The 21,741-nt window shown below is 41.2% G+C and carries 19 protein-coding genes; 12 read left to right on the plus strand and 7 right to left on the minus strand.

Annotated features, from left to right (window positions below; genetic code table 11):
* Positions 1-4: 4 nt before the first annotated feature.
* Positions 5-520: a hypothetical protein gene (locus V7K85_RS07730; RefSeq protein ID WP_334812409.1), complete on the minus strand. Its 516-nt coding sequence runs from the start codon at positions 518-520 to the stop codon at positions 5-7.
* Between the two features lie 222 nt (positions 521-742).
* On the opposite strand from V7K85_RS07730, the gene V7K85_RS07735 reads away from it, so the two are divergent.
* Positions 743-1,444 carry a tetratricopeptide repeat protein gene (locus V7K85_RS07735; protein ID WP_334812411.1) on the plus strand — a complete coding sequence of 234 codons (702 nt, stop codon included), beginning with the start codon at positions 743-745 and terminating at the stop codon, positions 1,442-1,444.
* Between the two features lie 261 nt (positions 1,445-1,705).
* Positions 1,706-2,668, plus strand: coding sequence for a ribokinase (rbsK, locus tag V7K85_RS07740; RefSeq protein WP_334812413.1), 963 nt, complete (start codon positions 1,706-1,708; stop codon positions 2,666-2,668).
* Positions 2,669-2,806: 138 nt separating this feature from the next.
* Here the strand turns inward: rbsK and V7K85_RS07745 are convergent, their stop codons facing one another.
* Together V7K85_RS07745 and V7K85_RS07750 are read right to left on the minus strand one after the other, a co-directional pair.
* Complete coding sequence (locus V7K85_RS07745; protein WP_334812415.1) at positions 2,807-4,012, minus strand: hypothetical protein; 1,206 nt, start codon at positions 4,010-4,012, stop codon at positions 2,807-2,809.
* 216 nt (positions 4,013-4,228) lie between these two features.
* Complete coding sequence (locus V7K85_RS07750) at positions 4,229-5,737, minus strand: galactose oxidase-like domain-containing protein (protein ID WP_334812417.1); 1,509 nt, start codon at positions 5,735-5,737, stop codon at positions 4,229-4,231.
* Between the two features lie 648 nt (positions 5,738-6,385).
* On the opposite strand from V7K85_RS07750, the gene V7K85_RS07755 reads away from it, so the two are divergent.
* The 9 genes from V7K85_RS07755 (at position 6,386) to V7K85_RS07795 (ending at position 14,865) form a co-directional block, all read left to right on the plus strand.
* Positions 6,386-7,441 carry a glutathione S-transferase family protein gene (locus V7K85_RS07755; RefSeq protein ID WP_334812475.1) on the plus strand — a complete coding sequence of 352 codons (1,056 nt, stop codon included), beginning with the start codon at positions 6,386-6,388 and terminating at the stop codon, positions 7,439-7,441.
* A 52-nt stretch (positions 7,442-7,493) separates the two neighbouring features.
* Complete coding sequence (locus V7K85_RS07760; protein WP_334812419.1) at positions 7,494-8,378, plus strand: aspartoacylase; 885 nt, start codon at positions 7,494-7,496, stop codon at positions 8,376-8,378.
* Between the two features lie 754 nt (positions 8,379-9,132).
* Complete coding sequence (locus tag V7K85_RS07765; protein ID WP_334812421.1) at positions 9,133-10,116, plus strand: polysaccharide deacetylase family protein; 984 nt, start codon at positions 9,133-9,135, stop codon at positions 10,114-10,116.
* A 336-nt stretch (positions 10,117-10,452) separates the two neighbouring features.
* On the plus strand, positions 10,453-10,692 hold the full coding sequence (locus V7K85_RS07770; protein ID WP_334812423.1) for a hypothetical protein: 240 nt from the start codon (positions 10,453-10,455) through the stop codon (positions 10,690-10,692).
* 476 nt (positions 10,693-11,168) lie between these two features.
* Positions 11,169-11,639 (plus strand): HEPN family nuclease, encoded by a 471-nt coding sequence (locus V7K85_RS07775; RefSeq protein ID WP_334812424.1) that lies wholly within the window; start codon positions 11,169-11,171, stop codon positions 11,637-11,639.
* Positions 11,640-11,837: 198 nt separating this feature from the next.
* Entirely contained in the window at positions 11,838-12,461 is a 624-nt protein-coding gene (locus V7K85_RS07780) for a hypothetical protein (RefSeq protein WP_334812426.1), read from the plus strand.
* Positions 12,462-12,561: 100 nt separating this feature from the next.
* Positions 12,562-12,798, plus strand: a complete 237-nt coding sequence (locus V7K85_RS07785; RefSeq protein ID WP_334812428.1) for a hypothetical protein — start codon at positions 12,562-12,564, stop codon at positions 12,796-12,798.
* A 41-nt stretch (positions 12,799-12,839) separates the two neighbouring features.
* Positions 12,840-14,438 (plus strand): Hsp70 family protein, encoded by a 1,599-nt coding sequence (locus V7K85_RS07790; protein WP_334812430.1) that lies wholly within the window; start codon positions 12,840-12,842, stop codon positions 14,436-14,438.
* A 7-nt stretch (positions 14,439-14,445) separates the two neighbouring features.
* Positions 14,446-14,865, plus strand: a complete 420-nt coding sequence (locus V7K85_RS07795; protein ID WP_334812431.1) for a pentapeptide repeat-containing protein — start codon at positions 14,446-14,448, stop codon at positions 14,863-14,865.
* A 145-nt stretch (positions 14,866-15,010) separates the two neighbouring features.
* Here the strand turns inward: V7K85_RS07795 and V7K85_RS07800 are convergent, their stop codons facing one another.
* Positions 15,011-15,223, minus strand: a complete 213-nt coding sequence (locus tag V7K85_RS07800) for a PIN domain-containing protein (protein ID WP_334812433.1) — start codon at positions 15,221-15,223, stop codon at positions 15,011-15,013.
* A 358-nt stretch (positions 15,224-15,581) separates the two neighbouring features.
* Between V7K85_RS07800 and V7K85_RS07805 the strand changes: the two genes are divergently transcribed.
* The gene (locus V7K85_RS07805) at positions 15,582-15,713 is read left to right on the plus strand and encodes a hypothetical protein (protein ID WP_334812435.1); all 132 of its coding nucleotides are present in this window, start codon (positions 15,582-15,584) and stop codon (positions 15,711-15,713) included.
* Between the two features lie 124 nt (positions 15,714-15,837).
* On the opposite strand, the gene V7K85_RS07810 is transcribed toward V7K85_RS07805, so the two are convergent.
* The 3 genes from V7K85_RS07810 to V7K85_RS07820 all read right to left on the minus strand — a co-directional run bounded on the left by V7K85_RS07810 (position 15,838) and on the right by V7K85_RS07820 (position 21,147).
* Positions 15,838-17,847: a Dyp-type peroxidase gene (locus V7K85_RS07810; RefSeq protein WP_334812437.1), complete on the minus strand. Its 2,010-nt coding sequence runs from the start codon at positions 17,845-17,847 to the stop codon at positions 15,838-15,840.
* 130 nt (positions 17,848-17,977) lie between these two features.
* On the minus strand, positions 17,978-20,167 hold the full coding sequence (locus tag V7K85_RS07815) for a galactose oxidase early set domain-containing protein (RefSeq protein WP_334812439.1): 2,190 nt from the start codon (positions 20,165-20,167) through the stop codon (positions 17,978-17,980).
* Complete coding sequence (locus tag V7K85_RS07820) at positions 20,164-21,147, minus strand: hypothetical protein (RefSeq protein ID WP_334812441.1); 984 nt, start codon at positions 21,145-21,147, stop codon at positions 20,164-20,166. The genes V7K85_RS07815 and V7K85_RS07820 overlap by 4 nt, the downstream gene beginning before the upstream one ends.
* Positions 21,148-21,741: the final 594 nt, after the last annotated feature.

Here is a 21,741-nt window from a genome sequence, read left to right on the forward strand (position 1 = left end):
ACCTCTATGAAACTAGCCATTTCCAGAGAGCCGTAAGTTCACCAGGTGATGAAGACGTGCCGTCTTCCATTTCATTGTCAATGTCAGTCCCCCAAACTTTGATGTATTCTGCGGTATTTCCCAGAATATAAACAGTTAACTTTTTGGTTCCGTGCCACCATTCAAAAACTATTTCTGAGTCAAAGCTCAGATTTACCAGTGGTTCACCCCACCACATTTTGTTAACAGCAACAATCGTGCGTAGTTGCTTCAACCATTCTATGGCGTATTTATAAGTTTCATTGTCGGCTCCTAGTTCAGCAATTCTTGTGTGAGTTTTGTGAGTTGGTGAATACGGCATCTGCCCAAATCTAAATTCCGTTGCTATTAAGTTTTGCTGCTGTGGCTCACCTGTGTATAAATTTCTTACTTTTTCATAGAACAAGTCTGGCACTGTAAAATTCCATGCTTGTCCAGGAGCAAAGCGAAACTCACAGACCGCCTCTTCTATTGGTGGATTACAATACTGACGGCGTGTCATAAATTACTCAAGTGCAGTATAACCTCACGTTTTAGTAAGCTACAAATTTAAAATGAAAAAAAACGATTCCTGTTTATTAATCTTAAGATATCTAAGTCTGTGCTTATAAAAAGTTTTTCACGCTCCTCAATCTCCAATGCCCAATTGTTAGAGTAAAGGAACAGATTGAACATATTCCTTGGCAATCCAATGTTGTGCTACAAGTTATGAAAGGGTAAAGCTATGAACCATATCAAGCGAACAATAGCCCTCTTGGGAATAACCAGTGTACTGAGTGTAATGCCTGCTGTTTATGCACAAGAAGCACAAATACTTTTGAAGGCGGCAAACTTTCAAGATTACTATAATCAAGGGGTGCAAAAGCTTGAGCAAGGCAACTTCAAAGGAGCGATGTCTGACGACAAGCCGCTACGCGTCTACGCAGATTTTGATTCTGTAGTGCGGCTGAATCCACGATTTTATGAGGGTTTTTGCCTTCGAGGTTTGGCTAAATCTCAATTAGAAGACTTTAGTGCAGCAATCACTGACTTTAACCTAGCGCTGCGTTTAAATCCCAACCATACAGATGCTTATAATGGTCGGGGAATTTCTTATGTAGAACTAGGAGATTTTCAGAAAGCCATTGCCGACTTTAATCAGACAGTGAAAATTGATCCAACCTCACAAGATGGTTATTACAATTTAGGACTAGCCCATTTTAGACAGGGAAATCATCAACAAGCAATTGCAGACTTTAACCAAGCATTACAAATCAATCCCAGCCTAGCTGATGCCTACGGCAATCGAGGACTGGCAAAATATGCTTTAGGAGATAGTAAGAGTGCTGTCACAGACCTTCAGTCAGCTGCAAGATTATTTCTTAAAAAAGGCGATACCCAAGCTTATGAACAAACACAAGCCCTAATTCAGCAAGTTCAGCGTTAGTAATTTGTTCAGGGTAATATAGAAGCGTTAAGAAACCCGGTTTTCTTGCAAATCAGGTTCAGAGAAATTTAAATGCTCAGAGTGATTTAGATTTAACTGAGTAACAAGATTATTTTTTTAGTTTCATACCAAATAATATTCGCGTCAAAATCAAAAAATGGGATCGCAAATATTCGACCTCTACCATTGCCAAAACAACAGTTGCGATCGCTGACTGTATTATTAGGCTGAATGACTTTAAGATCAACAAAAATAAGCATCATGAGTATTATCATCTTCGGCAGCATAAATATAGACTTGGTAGCAACAGCACCCCGGTTACCAGTCGCAGGAGAAACGTTGCTGGGAGAAGACTTTTTTCAAGTTTCGGGAGGTAAAGGAGCTAATCAAGCCGTAGCATTAGCAAGATTGGGAATTCCTACGCAAATGGTGGGGCGTGTAGGTGCAGACGGTTTTGGTGTGGAACTTGTCAACAATTTGCAAGCATCTGGTGTACAGATTGACAATATTTTCGTGGATCAGACTGTTAGTTCTGGAGTCGCCATCATCGCCGTAAATCATGCTGGTGAAAATCAAATTATTGTAATTCCTGGTGCAAATGGGTGTGTCAATCAAGAAGATGTAGAACGATTGTCCCATTTATTACCAGAAGCTACAGCACTGCTTTTACAATTAGAAATTCCGATTCCTGCCGTGATTGCAGCAGCTAAAGCCGCAAAAGAAACCAAAATAACTGTAATTCTCGACCCTGCACCCGCACAATCTGATTTCCCCGATGAACTTTACTCGTTAGTGGACATTATCACACCGAATGAAGTTGAAGCAGCGCAGTTAGTGGGTTTTTCTGTGGATGGAGAGGAACAAGCAGCCAAAGCAGCTGGAGTTTTATTACAACGGGGTGTGAAATGTGCGATCGTTAAACTAGGTGCTAAAGGTGTTTTTTGTGCCACTGCTGAGGAAAAGTTTTTTGTACCGGCGTTTCCAGTTCATACGGTTGACACAGTAGCTGCTGGCGATGCTTTTAATGGCGGCTTAACGGCAGCACTTTTTGCAGGACTTTCTTTACATCAGGCAGTTGTTTGGGGTGCAGCAGCAGGTGCTTTGGCGACAACAAAACCAGGCGCACAAACTTCGCTACCGGATAGGTTTACATTTGATGCGTTTCTTAGGGAAAGGGCAGTGGGGAGTAGGGAAGATAAAGGAGATGCATCTATGAGAGTTTAGAATAAAGCGCCTTTTGTCAATCAATTAAAATACTCAAAATATTCTTAATAATAAGGTGTACGAATCAATGCTAATAAAAAGCCCTCAAGGCAAGATGAGGGCAAGGCATTTTTTTACTAGATATCAGCTCAATTCCTTCTACCCACGAGCAAGCGTAATCTGACTAGCGTCAAAGTCTTGTACCCGAGTCATGTTTCCAGTGTTCTTATCTATGCTATACACAGCATTAGGTGCCTCATACCTCATAGCTCCAAAGGCGAGGAGTTGACCTGTTGCAGAGCAAACTAAGCTTTGTAAGCCATTATTCCATGCTCGACCATTAAGTTTCAATTGTGCCAGTCTGATCGGATTTTTTTGTGAATCTAGCTGCACCAGAGTTGTGTTACCATTTGATGCAACTAAAGAGGTATAGAGTTTTCCATCTGGGCACTCAGCTAGGTTGCTGACCCGCTCATCGCTCAGGAATTTAACCTTACTAATAAAACTGATCTCTCCTGTTTGAATGTTAATATCTACCAATCTGATGGGCGGTGTACCGTTCTTCTTACCTACTAGACCGATGAGTCGCCCATCATTAGTGCCTAGCAAGCTCCCAAGCTGTTGATTCTGTTTGAGTCCTGAAACTATCAAAGTTTTTACAGGTGTACTCAAAAATGTAATGCGAGTAGATGTCGCCTTTTTGCTACTAGTGGTAACAGGAGTAACGGCTACGACAAGTGTGCCATCTTTTAAACAAGTGAAGCCACTCAATGTCTCGTTAGACTCTACTAAAGGTTTAACGCGATTGGCATCGGGAGCAACGCTAGGAAGGGTAAGGTCAAGGTCATTCAATATCTGGTTAGGATCTATTAAAGCTGTAATGCTATCGGCATCTGTGTCATCGTTAGAAGAAGTAAAGTCATTCAATATCTTGTTAGGATCTGTTAAAGCTGTAATGCGATCGGCAAGTGTGCCATTGCTTAAAGGATTGAAGACACTCAATGCCTGATTAGAATCTACTAAAGCTGTACCGTACTCAGCAAGTATCTGAGAGATTAGTGGACTTATAACCTGAACCTTTCCTGTATTTAAGGATTGCGAAACAAAGGATTGCAAAACAAGTCCTATTCCTACAGGCTCAATATCTGTGAGTTCACTGTTTGAGGTAGTGCTGTCTGATTCAGTGGTGTTTACCTCTGGAATAACCGTTTGGTCAGTGGTGATGATCGAGCCAGAACCTATACCTATAATTTTAAAACTTGGTGTTTGCGCTAAAGCTTTGTTGCCTAGATAACTAAGTCCAGATACTACAGTTCCAGCAACTGCCAACTGGCCAAACTTTCGGCGTGATAGCTTGTGATTCATATTTCCACTCCTAAAAATAATGACTTTTATTGGATAAAGTGCAATGTATATACCTCTTGCATAAATGCTTAAATTGTCATGTTGAGCGCAGCGAAACGTCTAGTGAGATTCTTCTCTCCACTACGTTCCGTACCCTGCGGTAACGCTGCACGAACAGAATGACATTCTTAATTTTTTGACTTTTGCAAGAGGTATATTGAACATAAACGCGTAAGGCTAAGCTAATTTCACCCAGGTTGCTACTGATGGTGTTCCATTGTTGTCAGTAATAAAAAGCATGTACCAGCTTGGTGGCGCTATGTCTCGATTGTTTGTTACGGTGACATTGAGAGAAGTAGCGTTTCTAGAATTAATCGGTACATCCACTAACCGTTGTTCTGTATCGCAGGAATGGGTGTTTGCCGTTGGTTTAATCAGACTAACCCATTTAATATTTGCAGCCTGGGGTGTTTGAATCGTAAATTGCAGCCCGTAGCTCAATATTTTGGAAGTGTTCTGAATGATTGGTCGTGACCGCGACATATATGCAGGACTGTAGATTTCTAATCGCAGTTCATTGACAGTCCGTCCAGGGTTACCCCCAGCTGTGGCTACCCTACCATCTGGCAAGAGTAAGGCCACCGAGTGATATACGCGGGGGATATTTTGTTTAGCTACTACTCTCCAGGTATTTGTAGCTGGATTGTAGATTTCTGCTGGCAGCATTGATTGTGTTATGTCCTCACCAATTTTGCTACCATTGCAAACAAACACTGTGCGATCGGGTAACAAAACTGCGCTGAGATGCTTCCGGGCATAGTTTAGAGACTTTGCTGCTACGTAAGTTGGGTTACTAGCTTTGAAATCTACAATATTGACTCTGTTTGTTGCTGTATTAGTAGCAGGATCACCCCCACCGAGAATCATGACTTTTTGGTCTTGTGCAGGTGGTAAAAGTACACTGGTACCTTGATCGCCGAAAGTAGGGTCTTGCAGCCCTGGTACCGCTTTTCCGAGAATGGATTGCGTAAATGCCCCTGGTAGGGTTAGTATAGTTGGCACTGCTTGATAGTTGCCGCCCATCTGAGCACCTGAATAAAAAATTTTTCCACCATCTAGTAGAAACAGGTTTGCGTATGGCGGGAAGTAACCAGTTATTGGAAAAGCGTTCCAACCATTTGCAAATGAAATAGAATAAATTTCTGGTTGTCTGTTGAGGTTGCCATCTTTATCTAATCCAGACAACGCAAAGATCCGACCACTGCCTAGTGTTAACACAGTAGGATACCAGCGCCCATTATTCATTGATGGCTTTTTCACCCATTCCTCGGTAATGGGATCAAACATAAAAGCATAGGGTGAACCATAAAATGGATCATAGCGCAGAGTTCCACCCGCAACCATTAATAGACCATCAGAGCGGAAGGACTGGCCAGCGCAAAAAAGGTCAATAGGTTGATTATTACTATCCAATGGAGGCGCTTGACGGGAAAAGGTTCCCTTGCTAACATCCCAAACCACACTGTCATCGGGAGTATTTAACTTAGCGGGATCATTACCTGAGCCACAGAAAAACAATATTTTACCAGTACGAAGTAGAGCGGCATGTATAGGTAAAATTGGAGCTTTGTACGACAATACTTCCCATTTGTCTGTGGTAGTAGCCTGAGCTATAAAAGTCCCTAAATCCGTTTGCTCTTCAAAGTTAGTCCTGTTATTAGATTGAGTCACTTGATTTACAATCATTCCTACGTAAATTTTATGTTTTTGTTTTTGCTTTCAGTAACTTCTTCCTAAATTTATATTTATACTTTTTTAGGCTTACTTAATGTTAAGATGTGATGTTTTTTATAACAAGGTAATATAAAATCCGTTTTGTCAATAGTAATTACGCTGTTAATTATTCATGCTGTCGAGTATCTAATTAAGCCTTATACTAAGTTTTTTGGCTTAGGATGAACGATGCTTTTAAATATGATGCGTAGTAAATATGATGCGTAGACGAAAAGAGAAGTTTCAGGGTCAGTTTCCTTTGCTCATAACTTTGAAAGCAGCTTGCCATTGGGCATCGGGGCTTAAGAATTGTGTTTGTGACTTCGATTTTTGACTAGGTTTTAAACACTATTACTTATTAACAAATGGTTGATAGCTTTAACTTGTTACCAACAATGTGATGTTACAAAGATTACATAAACGCAAAAATGCAATTTGAATGAAGATTTGTTTAAAGTTTAAAGATTTTTCCGAATGAGGATGATACAAAATACAGGCAAAGCGTAGTAAAGTAAAGTAGTAAAATTCAAAGTGGGTTGTAAGCATGGAAACCTACTTAGTAGAAATGTGAACGCTAGAGACAGTGGTAACGTCAATCGCTCTGAAAGCAAGACCGTCGCGATGAGCAACTCAACTCCAATAGATGACGATAAAAATCTTCCAAAGAAGAAGGGTAGGACACTCCCTCCCAAGCTAATCATCTGGCTGGGAAAGTATATCTGGACGACTATGTGGCAGATTATGATGTCAAAGCTTGCTCCTAGCAATCAGTCGGGAGCGTATATTCGTCCTAATAGCCAGTTTCGGAAGTTCATTGGCACAGAGTCAGGGAATCCGTACCGACCAGCAGCGGGGCGCTACAAACTCTATGTTGGGCTGGGCTGTCCTTGGGCGCACCGAACCCTGGTTGTGCGATCGCTCAAAAAACTCGAAGCGGTAATATCAGTGTGTATCGTCTCTCCTTCTCCCATTGAAGGCGGTTGGATATTCAACCAAGAAGAACAGGGTTGCCGCACACTACTTGAATTTTATCAGCTGGCAGAACCTGGCTACAGCGGACGCGTCACAGTTCCAATTTTATGGGATAACCAAACAAAAACTATTGTCAATAATGAGAGTTCAGAGATTATCGTGATGCTGAACTCTCAGTTTAAGGAGTTCGCCAACAATCCCACACTCGATCTCTACCCAGAAGAACTCAAAGATAAAATTGACTGGTGGAATGAGAAGATTTATCACGCGGTAAATAACGGTGTATATCGCTGCGGTTTTGCCCAGAGCCAAGAAGCATACAATCAAGCCTGTAATGAACTGTTCGCAACTCTCGATGAGATTGAGATTGCATTGCAGACTAGTCGATATCTGTGTGGAGACAACCTCACACTCGCAGATGTGCGTTTATTCACGACGTTATTTCGGTTTGATAGTGCCTACTACGGGTTGTTTAAGTGCAATAGGCGGCGAATTCAAGACTATCAGAATTTAGGAAGTTATCTACGTGACCTATATCAGCTTCCAGGTGTAGCTGACACCTGCGATGTAGAAACTGTGAAGCGGGACTACTACGGGAACCTATTCCCACTCAATCCCGGCGGGATCATTCCCGATGGGCCTGATATGTCTTATCTTTATCAACCACATGGTCGCGATCGCATCGGCAAAGTGAATGCTTCATAAGGTACATTGAGAACTGATATCTCGATGGCTGCATTCCGGAGTTGGTGTAATCGTGAACCAGATTAATCGAGTTGCAATTGTCGGTGGAACTCATGGCAATGAGTTTACGGGGGCCTACGTGATCCAAAAATTTGCCCAGTTTCCCCATTTAATTACTAGACCAAGTTTTGAGACAGTTACTCTATTAGCAAATCCTAACGCTTTTGCGGCGGGGAGGCGATATGTAGAGAAGGATTTAAATCGCTGTTTTCTCAAACAGGATTTACAAGATCCGACTTTGAACAGTTACGAAGAATTGCAAGCTAAATCAATTCAGGACACCCTAGCATCAAATGGGGATAAACAAGCAGATTTCATCTTAGACTTGCACAGCACTACAGCTAATATGGGTCTGACAATTATTTTGGTAAACAGTCATCCCTTAAACTTGAAATTGGCTGCTTATCTGAGCCATGTCAGTCCTTTGGTGAAGGTTTATCGCTGCTCTTTTAAATCAATTGCAGAAAACCCATTTGTAAATTCCCTGTGCGAATTAGGCTTTGCGATCGAGGTTGGCCCTATTGCCCAAGGTGTATTAAAAGCGACATTATTCCAACAAACAGAGAAAGTTGTTCATGCGGTTCTGGACTATCTGGAACAATTTAACCAGGGTGAAATTCCATCAACAAAGGAAACGTTGATTCTCTATGACCACTTATCTGTTGTGGACTATCCAAAAAAACAGGATGGTACAATCTTTGGGATAATTCATCCAGAGCTTCAAGATAAGGATTATCAAGCCTTGAATCCAGGAGATCCAATTTTTATAACTTTTGATGATAAAACAATTGTTTATCAGGGAACATCTACCGTTTGGCCTATTTTTATTAATGAGGCAGCTTACTATGAAAAGGGAATTGCAATGTGTTTGACTCACAAGCAGCAAATCAATATTTAGTACGCTGTGGCGTCAGTTTGCCCACCTTTAACAAGGGGCTTAAGAATTGGTTAAGCCCCTTGTTAATTGAGATGGTAGGTGGATTTACGCGCCTGCTGTACTAGGATGTTGAGAAAATTTTTTGTATAATCGCTTTTTCTTGGAAGTGTTCATAGAAATTGAGCATAAAAATCATTAATAATTTATATGAATAAGTGGGCATGAATAATTAAAGGTTTGTAGTAAGCGGCAGCCCTGAAAATCGGGCTGGAGCCGCTTACTAAGAGCCAATTTAATTCATTTAATATTGAGTAACATAGTTTGATTTATTCTTGCCCACTTACTTATGTGGTGCGAAGGCTAAGACTTGTTTATAACATATGTTTAAATGTGTCTTGGTTATAATATATTGATGACCAGTAATTAAGTATCAGCGTAAAATGTTGTTCAAAGGGCTGATAAAGTCGAGATAAAATGAGCATTGAAAACCCATTATCTAATTGAGCCGAAATATCTTTTAGACAAACAGAATTTGTTTACAAATATGGGACAGTTGTTAGTGTTCAATCTAGGCAATCTCTCTGACGGACGGGCTACGCCTATGCAATGCTGCTCTGAAAGTTACTCTTTATTTTGAAAAGAATGAACCGCAAACCTTCTGGCTGGAGATTTCCGCTAAAACCAGCCCTGAGTCCAACTATGAAACTTGGCTGATCAAGCCCAAACCTAACACTATAATTTACGCTTAATAATTGTCCAAATAGCTGAACTAATAATGAAAAACAAGCGACCAGGAAACAGACCAATAGCCAGCCTTTCTTTAGATTTGGATAATATTTGGTCTTTTCTAAAAAATCAGGGCGCTCCGGGTTGGGAGACTTTCCCCTCTTACCTGGATATCGCAGTACCTCGTTTCTTAGATATTCTCCAGCAATGGGATTTGACAATCACAGTATTCATTGTGGGTCAGGATGCAGCGCTGGAAAAGAACACCAAGGCATTACAAGCGATCGCTAACGCTGGTCACGAAATTGGCAATCACTCATTCTACCATGATCCTTGGCTACATCTGTATTCAGAGGATGAAATTGAACAAGAGGTGGCGCTGGCCGAAGAACATATCAAGCGCGTCACTCATCAACATCCTATCGGCTTCCGGGGGCCTGGATACAGTTTTTCTCCTGCGGTATTGAAAGTCTTAGCACGACGGGGATATGAATATGATGCTTCGACTTTTCCCACATTTTTGGGGCCCATAGCACGAGCGTATTATTTGATGACCTGTAAACTGAGCAAGGAAGAACGCAAGAAACGGGAAGCCTTATTTGGCGGTTTCAAAGACGGTTTGCAGCCTCTGAAACCTTATCAGTGGCACATGGGTAAGGATAAACTCACTGAGATTCCCGTTACCACCATGCCAATTTTCAAGGTGCCAATTCACTTCAGTTACATAATGTATCTAAGTACATTTTCTTCGGAAGTGGCGTTACTCTACCTCCGAATAGCCCTGTGGCTGTGTAAACTTACACGCGTCCAGCCTTCTTTGCTATTCCATCCTACAGACTTTTTAAGTCAAGAGGATGTGCCAGAACTATCATTTTTCCCTGGAATGAGTGTTCCCACCTACAAAAAGTTAGCAATAGTGAACAAAAGTTTGGAACTTATATCGAGTCAGTTCAATGTTTTGACTGTTGGACAACACGCCAAATTTGTAGCCGGCGTCCGTCAACTGTCTATATTAGTGCCTCAAAAGAGATAAAAATACCATCTATGCAATTTCTCAGTCTAATTTGTATCCTTAATTACAGGCAAAATTAACTTTGATCTGTCTTTAAGAAAGAGGAAATAGTGCTGGCAAAAAAATAAATTTATTTTTATAATAGTTCACTATTCCAATGTCTTTATTAAAAACTTCTGGTGATATCCCTTCCCCAGAGGTTATTTTTTTAAGATGCGATGTTCAATCAGATTTTTTAATACTTGTCTGGGTTTTGAATAGCCGCCAGTTCTCTTGAAACCAGCTGACATTTGCTAGCAAGAATGTGTATAGTAATTTAAAGTCAATCACTATTTATAATATTTGACACATCTATCTATGGTTAGAAAAACGCAACGTCTTTTGCTGCTAGTTGTTTGCTGTAGTATAACTGGTGTAATTTTAGGAGGTACTGCCGGTTGGGCAGAAAGTAGTCTCTGCTTGGATGATAGTAAGGTTACAAGTGAGTGTCTCACCCAAGATCCAATCCAAAAAACTATCCAAGGAATGAGTAGTGGATTGTTAGCTGGGGCTGGGGCCGCTTTTGGTGCAGTATGGCAGTTACGGCATGAAGATTGAGCGTAAACTATCTACCACTAACCCGGAGTTCCGGGTTAGACCAAGTTTCTGTACTAATACTCATTAGCCAGTGCATCCACTTAGACCCAGCGACAAAACTCCTCCAGCGATCGCTTAGGCAATTTAACAATGTAATCTACATAAGTAACGCCGTGTGCGACTTTTCCAAAACTCTTATTTCACAACCATTCCAAAGATGAGCGATTTAGATCAAGAAAAAACACTCATCGACAAAATATTGGCTATGACTAGGTTTTAGTATTTTGCGAAATATTAAGTCGCACATCGCGTTAAGTAGGTTTGCCATCTTTTCCCTTCGTGCACTTCCACCAACTAGCTGGTGAAGTCTGTAAGTTGAAGTCGTAAGTTACCCCAACGTGCAGTGCTGCAACCAGCCGTCAACGATTACGTACAAAAGCGTCCCCTTAAGATGAGAGACTTTCGCTAAAAAATTTATTCAGAACGCGGAGGGCAAAATGGAATATAACGAAACCTTTCAACGCGATTTTATCGCTCGAACTCTCGAAATCGTTGAGCAGTATGAAAAATACGTAATGAAGTGTGTTTCAGAAAACCAGCAATTTGAAGTTACGCTACTCATCAACTGCCTACTCGGTCTTTTGGTTTTACCCAAAGAACATTGCTATAGGAATATTCCTAATAAACCTATTAAAGAACTAGAAGAGTGGGGACTATGCCCCGACTTCATCCAAGATTGGGGATTGGAAGACCATCACACTCTACCGAAATTCGTTAAAAAACTCAGAAACGCCGTTGCTCATACCAGTCTTTGCCTGCATGGAGATGGCGTTCAAATCACTAGCCTTGAGTTCAAGGACAAAGACGGTTTCTGTGCCGTTGTACCATTTGATAATTTGAAAACCTTTGTAACAAAATTGGCGCAGTCAGTAAAGCCACCACCTAAAAACATGAGAAACTTTCGGTAAAAAGAATCTTCAGTCTAAAAGTGCGATGGCGTGTCCGCCCGCCGTAGGTGATCGCACTCCATAAAGTTGGTAAAAATAATTTATTACTGAAAGTCTACTTATGTAATTTATTTTCACAGATAACTGTGATTTCTCTGAGGGTTTTTAAGCAAAAGAAATTTAGTATTTATTATACATTTTTACAACAAAAGGCTTGATATGTGTTTAGTAAATATTAAACAGGATGAGTTAAACCTCCCACAGTTAGAATATTTAAAGTTATTAAAGTTAGAGATTGAAAGAATTTTAGAAAAGTCTGTTGATTTGCTTAAAAAAAAAGATTCATTTACATTTATTTGTATTTTCCGGCTACCTAATGATGCAGATCATAAATTCTCAGAAGTGCATAATTTAATAAATAATAAACTTCTATTACTAAGAAATAATTCTAATTATTATGGTGATATAAAATTAAGGGTAGCTGAGAAAGTAACTTGGATTGAAGTTTATGAAAAAATCAATCAATTATATGATAGCTTAAGATACCAAATCTCTGAGTTTCATAAAAGAATTGAACTTTCTGGTACTGTTATTAAAACGATGTCAGTGTATGAAATACTAGAGCGATTAAAGAAAGGAAGAGAAAGTATTGACAAAAATTATTCAATAAACATGAATGAATTTATCTCAAGTTTAATTATCCCTGATATAGAAAATAAAATAAAATGTTTGGAATATGAAATTGGACAGTTGGAAAAGGAAGAGTTGGAATTAGCAATAAATAAAGGTAGTAATTTAGTAGAGAGATTAGAGACATTGGGAAAAGATGTCACCAGCTTTTGACCACTCCCCACTGCTAAATTGTTAAGTGAATCCTCAGAATCCCCAGAGAATCAATCAGTACTCGTCATCGCGGAGGATATTTACAAGCGATCACACAATAATGGACGACAGCAAGGTATTGTTTGACTACTGGCATGACCGAGTTCGGCTGAAAAACTATGAGTTAATTGCAGATCCTGGACACGTCAAAACCCAGGATCATTGTCTAACTGTGCTATCTGTTGCAGCTAACACTTCGCTGCAACGGACTGAATCGATATCTGGGTTGGGATGCAAAGAAGTTAGCGTCTGGGCGCATTTGCATTCTTGGTGGGTTATAGAGAATAATCAAAAATAAAGTAACTTTGGCGTCTTCCTGCGAAAGAATAAATATAAAATATGGCGATCGCAATCGATTTTGGTACTAGCAACACAGTCATTGCTCGTTGGAACCCTGTAACCCAGCAGCCAGAAACCCTGAATCTACCAGGTTTATCAATTAAACAAAGTCTCAATCCGCCACTGATTCCCAGCTTGGTTTATGTTGAAGACGCAAGACAAAATAAAGTCTTAGTAGGGCAACAAGTACGCGATCGCGGTCTTGACCTCAAGGGCGAAACGCGATTTTTCCGCAGCTTCAAGCGCGGTATTGGTGCAGATATCCAAGGTTTTTTACCCGAACTAGATGGGCAAATTGTCACCTTTGAACAAGTAGGGCAATGGTTCCTCACCCAGGTGATTGAACAACTAGCACCCCTGGAAGGTGGGTTAGATTCTCTAGTGTTAACTGTACCCGTAGATAGTTTTGAAGCTTATCGTCACTGGCTGGGAAAAGTTTGTCAAGCCCTTCCTGTCGAACAGGTGCGGATGCTGGATGAACCCACAGCCGCCGCTTTGGGTTATGGCTTGGCAGATCAAGAAATTCTCTTGGTGATTGACTTTGGTGGCGGCACTTTGGATTTCTCTCTTGTCCGATTGGATCAAGGTGTGCAAGCAGCCACAAAGCCGCTGGGATTTATCCTCAAGTGGGGTAATAAGTCCCTGGCTGAAGATTCAAAACAAAAAGTAAAAACTGCCCGTGTCCTGGCGAAAGCTGGGCAAAATTTGGGCGGTACTGATATTGATAATTGGTTAGTAGATTACTTTACCAAAACTCAAGAACTGACGATAAGTCCCTTGACAACACGATTGGCAGAACGGGTGAAAATTCAGCTATCAAGCCAAAACCAAGCCAGTGAAGTTTATTTTGATGATCAGACATTTGAAAGCTATGAACTGAAACTAAACCGCGACACTTTTGAAAATATCCTCAAAGAACACGCATTTTTTGAGTTATTGGATGAGTCGATGACGACACTGTTGCAGCAAGCAAGGCGCCAAGGGATAGAACTTCCAGATATTAATGCAGTTTTGTTAGTTGGTGGCACCGTGCAATTGCCGGTAGTGCAGACATGGATAAAACAGTATTTTAAACCAGAAAAAATCCGTTGCGAACGTCCTTTTGAAGCGATCGCTCAAGGTGCATTACAGCTAGCTCAAGGCGTGCAAATCAAAGACTTTCTTTACCATAGTTATGGTATCCGCTACTGGGATCGCCGCAATCAGCGTCACAAATGGCATTCTTTAATTAAAGCTGGACAGGCATATCCAATGAGTCAGCCAGTGGAATTAGTCTTAGGCGCTTCTATGGAGAATCAGCCCAGCATTGAATTAATTATCGGAGAATTGGGAGCAGATACAGGCAATACCGAAGTTTATTTTGATGGCGATCGCTTGATTACTCGCCGTCTGGACAGTAGTGAAATCAGCGTCAAACCCCTCAACGATCAAGAAGGTGCTAGGACAATTGCCCAACTGACACCAACTGGATATCCAGGAAGCGATCGGATCAAAATCCTTTTTGAAGTCGATGAGCAACGCTTTTTGCGAATCACCGTTGAAGACTTGTTGATGAATGATACGCTGTTGGAAAATAAACTTGTGGCACAGTTGAGTTAGAGGTTATTTGAAACGGAGTCAGAAGCGCTATATTAGCGTAGGCGTAGCCATAAATGCCAATTTGAGTTACACCAATTTGCGAGGTGTCGATTTGAGAGGAGCCATTTTGTCTAATGCCAACTTGACCGGCGCTAACCTGAGATGTGCTTGTTTGACTTGCTCCTCCTTGGATGGCGCTAACCTGACCAATGCTGATTTTACTGGGGCTGCTTTGGATAGTGCTAATTTGACTAAAGTTGAATTCGCTGGGATTAATTTGGATTGGACTATCCTGACCAATACTGATTTTACTGGAGCTAAGAAATTGGGGATTCCACCCTTGGAACAAACTGGAATGCTCTTCCCCAGTAGCAAAGGCGCTCTGTTCTTGAAAACTACCTTTCCTGATGGCGAAATTATCGAAGGTCCCTACTATAGGAATCCCTGACAATGCCAAATCATCAATTATTGAAGATTCAGCTAGTAAAGATGATCTAGGAGGTAAATCAATAGGCTTTTTTTTATTAAAATGATCCGCTTTTGGAGAATCAATTCGTGGCACAGTTGAGTTAGACTACTGCGCGTTTAACTATTTAACTAAAAGGATTTAAAAGTGGGATACCGCAGCCGTCGAAATCCCGGATGTTGCGCGTTACTAAGGTCAATTGATGAATTTGAACAGTAGCAGCAATGATCATATCTGCTTGGGTGTGTGTTTTCCCACTTAATTTTAGTTGACCTCGCAATTCACCAGAGCGCTTGGCAATTTCAATGGTGATGGGCAATACTTCACAGTTATTTTCCAAAAAGCTATCGAATCATATTTGAATTCTAGAGTTGGGCTTGAATGTCAGTCCGTAAAATATTTCTTCAACGGTGATTGCACTCAGAACTATAGAGGAAGCTAATGATGGCCATTTCAGTACACCAGAATTAGGTTGGAGTCTTAGAGGATGTTTGAAAAGTCCTTAAGCGTGTGTTTCACTACCCTGGCTACCGAGAAATTGCCACGAGAGAATCGGAGTTTTGGGATTTTAGATTGCGCCCCTGAGTTGCACTTGAGGCTCAAGCCGACCCTTTTCAAACAACCTCTTACTAACCCTCTTTTATCACTTATCACTCTCGCTAGATAAAAATCTGAAACCCTTATTATTAATAATTTTTATGAATTTAGATGTAGGTTGGGGAAGTACAGCGCCCAAGCGGTTCCCCGACTTATACTCCTACGGAGAAGCAAGCTACGCGCTGCGTCTCCCCTTGGGAGAAATCCAGGATAGTGAGCTACAGCGCCTATGACGAAATAAAAAATTGAGCAATATAGAGTGAGGTGTGATCAGGAAAGCGATTACACGATCAGCGATCGCACTTCACAACGGTCATCTGAAGGATGAAGTGTAAAGTAAACCCCGTTAGAACCTAGTTACTGCTTGAAAGAACTGATGTAGTTATTCAGCGTATTGATATCATCATCGTAGGCAGAGTAATCACCCAATGAAACACGTTCGTTTTGCACAAAAAACTTGAATGGTAGCTCTCGTTCGCCAAAGAAATAAACAAATCCGTCCGGCTCAGTGGTATCTCCGTTTAGACCAATTCCCCACTTCCGGTCTTTGTATTCCTCAAGTTCAGCGATCTTATATTCGCAGGCGTCACTCTCTTGATGAATTACATCTGCAATGTACTGATTTAGGATTTTAATATTATCATCGTAGGCAGAGGATTTACCCAATCGAACTTGATTTTGCAAATAAAACTTGAATGGCAGCTTTCGCTGGTTGAAGAAGGTGAGGAATCCGTCCGGCTCAATGGTATCTCCATTTAGACCAATTGCCCAGTTCCTGTGCTTGTAATTCTGTAGTTCAGCGATTACGCCTTGAGCAGCTTTGATCTCTTGTTTAGGGACTCCCCGAAATTCAATATTGCGGCTGGGTTCGGGAGCGAGCGACTTGAGGAAACTCATGCAGGGGGTAAAGAAAAATTCTCCGCCTTTCATAGTTACCCAATGCGTAAAGTCAGCTTCAGTCTGCTCTTGGGCGCCCCAGTTAGTCGGCCAATTGTATGTCTCCGTGACGGCTATATTGTTGTCTCCTTTCTTTTCTACACCAATGACTACATCTGTTCCCACATCTTGCTTGATAAAGTTTTTTTGTTTAGCCCATGCCTTCTGCATGAAGTTGAACTGCTTTATTAAACTGGCTTGGAAGCTCATAAACAGCAATCCAGCGTTATTTTCTGGCTCTTCGCTGGGGAGAGTGCCATAGTTGATTGCCCGACGGGCAATCCGATGCATCTTCTCCTCTTCTAGAGGGATTGATACAACGACTGATGTATCCCCACGGGGATTGACCTTGCGAGTGTGAGCGTGGAAGGGGCACTTGAAACCTTGCGGATCATCTTGATAATTAAAGTTGTTATCTTTAGGATCTTTACCGCTTGATGTCTTCACCACTGGTGTTCCATCCTGGAAGCGTCCCATAGTGTATGCCCCTGCTAAAGCTGGATTTGGGTCTCCAGAACCTTTCAACTTCTGGGCTAGGTTATCGACAACATCTTTGTTCCAGGCTTTAACGTTCTGCTCCAGTTTACGGAACACCAAGAAGCTACCGTAACTCTCGTGTTTTGTACCCAAGGGATCTTTGAACAAAACCAAGCTTAGGGGTGCGCGGGGGTCCCATTTGGAAAAGTCGCTATGTTCTCTTTCCTTGTTAACATCTCGCTTCAGAAACAACGGTTGACTGACTCCATCTCGGAATCCGAAGTGTTCGATCTCTTCTCCAGAATTTTGATCTCTGAGGACGTAACCTATTTGCTCGTGGACAATAGAGGCGATCGCATCCAGCTCTTTTTTTATTGCCGCTACTTTGTTTTTCAATAGAGCAGGTTGCTGACGCAGCTTATTCTGATCCTTCTGCTCCTCAAGCTTTGCTTCCTGGGTTCTGGGGCCTACTATCTTATCCGCTGCCAGCAAGACCAGAGCATGAATTTCATTATTTTTAAAACCATCCTCCCATTGGCCGGAATCGTCGCCGAGTTCATTCTGCATGTTGGGATCTTTCATCCCTTGCCGAAATGCGTCTTCATTGGGCAGATTCTGGTAGGTATACCCTAAGTGCATGTAACCAGCCCTTGTCAAGAAGAAGTTGGCGAATATTTTGCCTGATACGTCTTTATTCTGCCGATACAGCTTTCCCTGCTCGGCTTGCTCCAGTGCTGAGGTGACATACCTGTGAGTAAAACAGCCAATCCATTGCTTGCCTATTTCAATGTCGCCCTTGAATTTTAAGAACAAATAAACAGCATGGTTTCGTCCGTGTGATTTGAGAATGTTGCCCTGTATCTCATCTAACAGTGATTCGTGTTCAAAATCATCAAAAGGGGTAGCAATTTCGACGATTTGGTTGATGTCAATTTCCTTGATTTCGCTTGTCATAACTAACTCCTGACTTCAGATTTATCTAAACTTGTCTGGTTAAGAGTCGGACTGGGAGATATTTGATAAGTAGTGAGTTTAAAAAACTACTACAAATATCTCCTCTGTGGAAGAATTTACGACGAGGCAATTAGCTATTTACTAATTGCACAATCTTCGCGTGGGAAGGCTTTCCAGCACTATTGAGGTAGAACAGCATGTAGTAGCCGGGTGGGGTAAAGTGGTCGTTGGTGGGAGCGGTGAAGGGAATGCTAGCGTTGTATTTAAAGCCACCTTGTTGTTGCTCGTTTGCGCTCAAGTATTTAATCTGTTTTTTGTCGATCTGGATATCTACCAATCGTTGACCATTATCAAAGGAGTGGGTGACAGATCCCAATTTTACAAGAACTATAGAACCTGGTTGATCTGTAGAGGCATTGCTTACAGAGATAGTTTGAGACGCACCGTATTGCAGTTTTTCAGGAGCGATCGCAATTTCTGGGCGATCGCTCTTTCCGAAGAGATAGGGGGGGTAAAAGATCGCATGTTGCCATATCTCACCGCTATTGCCATCAGTGCCTTTGTTAACAAAGGCGAAATCATTCTTGGTATCCAGACGAACTGTTCCGTCCTGATCGTATCTGGCGGCACGAGAGTTATTACCACCCATGACTAACACCCGTGCATCCGGCAAGAGCAAAGCGGTATTGTGATAAAGCCTGGGTTCGATATCCGGGTTCATAAGCTTGGTACGGAAGCCTTGGTGTCCGGTTTTGGTGTGATCGGGAATCAACAGGGTGGGGTTGTAAGCCGGACGGGTTTCGGCGTAGTTACCTCCATTGACCACCAAAATTTCTTTGGTGGGTAGAATAACCGCCTGTTCCATAGCTCGTTTGCCATAGCGACCCAATCTTGAAGACTGTTTCACATACTTATAATTAAGTGGAAATTTCTTCACCTTGCCATCTACGATGTCCTCAGTATTCAGCAGGATGTCTTCATCGATTTTGCCTAAGAAGTCCTTATCGATCTCCCACGAACCTTTAGTGCTAGTGTCTTGTGGTGCTTTCCAACGCTCTAGGCTAGCAGTGATGGTTGCTCCCTTGATAACGTCTTTTCCAGGGCCAATACCAATGTTATTGGTGCCCATGATCCCACCCAATAACAGGACATCCCCGTTAGGAGAACTGGGGTCGAGGACAGCAGTGCCATAGACTTTGTTGATTGCCAGTCTATCAGGACCTGGCTCAAAGCTAATGGAATACTCTCCGTCCTGATCTTTATTGAACGTCACGAAATAGCTATGGGTACTTGCGTGTGCAATTTTGGGTTCATTTTTACCACCGCCATCTCCAGTAATTAAGAATCGGTTTTTCTGTTTGGTGGGTAGTATGCGGGCGTAGAGGTCTATGATGTCAGAGCCGTAGCTCTCGTCGTTCATCTTAGTTACAAACGGATTGTTGGGAAGATTCTTGACATCGATAGACTGCCAAGTCTTCAGCTTAGGATCGTAGATTTCCACTAGAGTGCTAACAATCTGAGAGGGATCTGCTGTGAATCCTGAGAAGGAAGCGATTGCCCCGTCGGCTAAAGGAATGAGGGTAGGATACCAGTGACCATCCTTGGTTAAACCCAGGTTTTCCCACCTCTTCGTCTTTTGGTCTTCTTTTTGCCAGTCCTTTTCTTGCCAGTGAAAAATATTGGCTTGTTTTGACCCAGCGAAGCGTACACCTGGATAGTATAGTCGGCTACCCCCGATAAATAGCACATCCCCATTGGGCAGCTGTAAATGACCGGAACAGAAAGGGTCATTGCTTTCGCCGTTTATCTCTGCCAGGGGTGAGTCAATACGCTGGAAAGGAGATTTATTGAAGTCTATGTTTGGGTTCTCGATTAACGGATCGGAAAGGGAGGGATCGAAGATAGAGGTGTTATTGACGACATCGTAATTTTTAGTATTAACACCGTCTTCTATCTTGTCTTGTGCTGTAACACGGTTGCGGTTGCTGCTACCGTTGACAATGAGGACTTTGTTGTTGGGTAATAGCGCTGCGTGAACAGCTTGCATCCGATCGCTTTCGTTTTTGGGCATCGGTAGCATATACCAAGCGCCCATTTCTTCTGGACAACCTTCGTATGTGAGTAATTTATCCCCCAGTTTGCTTCGCAAGTTCTTTGCTAGCGTACTAGGTTCTGTACAGATGATTGAGGCATCGGGTGGCGGTTCATCAGCGATCGCGTAACGATCGCCGCAAAAGGTAACTGCCACTGCCAAAACAAAGATCGCCAAGATTTTCAGGAATTTCTTACGCGTCGTGATTGTCAATTCTTCTTGATTCATAAATCCTCTACTAAGGAAAGCCCTCTTGATTTTTGCGAAAGTGTTGTTAGAAGAGAGTTCTTTTCACAGTATTCTTCTGTAGATTTTATTGAGGAAACATCTACCCATGTTCCTGATTCTTTTGGTTCTATGATAAATTCAGTAGCCCCTACATGTGTTTTAGGATTCCCCCAATCATATGTGTAACCTAACCCTGTAAATGGATACAGTTTATTATCTTTTTTTTCATTCAAATAATGACTTTTATTGAATTGCTTGTACAAAAAACTGTTCTTATCAAGGCTATTATGAGCAAAATTTTTACAACTAGAACTACTAATATCTGAGTTGCTACATGGCCTTTCTATATCCTTAGCTTTGACCCATATTTCTACAAAATGAGTTTTCTTATCTCCTGGCGTTAAAAGTAAGCCTAAATATTGCTGCAATCTTAGCGAAAGCATCATTTTGCCTTTGTCCTTGCCATCAATATCTTTGTCATCAATTTTCATACCTATGCCTTTACATTTATTACAAAAATCTTTTACTTGATCAGGTACTGTTAACCAAGTAGTATAGTTTATTTTATAAGGTTCATGTGTCTTCAAACGCTTTCCCCAATGTTTATTGTAATCCTTTGTTAAATCTATCCAAGACACCATTAATATTTTTTGTTCCTTAGTATTTTCATTCATGTTATTAACCTTATTATCTTTTCCCAATACAATAAGATTTTTTATCACCTTAGTCTTATCATCTGTAAATTCTGTATCCTTAATAGCTTTGTTTAACTCTGCTTCGAGGAAATTATAACTATCCCGTTTCTTCTTAAAAAGATATTGATTAACATTGTCTTTGTCTGCTTCTTTTTGCAACGACTTTTCATCTTTTGAGGTTGACAGACTTTGCCGAGGAGTTTCTGTGGCTAATAAACTGGAATATCCAAATACCAAACAAGCACCTGTCAAGCCTAAAAGCAATTGTTTATTGAATGTTTTCATCACAAAACTCCTGACAAATATTGTTGTACTCGCCACCCTAGCAATCATTAGTTGAAAATAACAATTAGGTAGTAATTAATACTCCAAACTTAACAGAATTAGCAATTATGCTATTCCAAATGAGTGCTCAAATTAGGCAGACGATGCAATGATAAGTCTGTCCTTTGTATGTCAAGCTTCTAAGCAGTTTAGTTGTTCAAAATCAAATAGGAGTACTAAAATTCAACAGAGTTGTCACCGCCTTTAGCTGTCAAGTAACCACCTTATAGCTAGCAGACTGCTTAGTAAATCAGTATTATTACTGAAAAATAAGTAATTACACATTTACTTTATAAATTACAGTGCGCTTTTTTGTTGAAAAGTCAGAAAAATAGGGATAAACTAAATACATAGATAGATATACTAGTAATATATTTATCTATGTACAGCTTTGCATAAGTTCGTAGCGAATTGACAAGAGAAAATTTTTGAGGTTACGGTAAGCATACATAAACATCCCTTAACCATTCAGTACTATGATTGGTCAGCAAAAAACTTACTCTGTGCAACTGACAGAAAACGAAAGAAAGCTGTTGCAGCAACAAGCGCTTACGC

This window comes from Nostoc sp., assembly GCF_036917615.1.
Taxonomy (GTDB): Bacteria; Cyanobacteriota; Cyanobacteriia; order Cyanobacteriales; family Nostocaceae; genus Nostoc.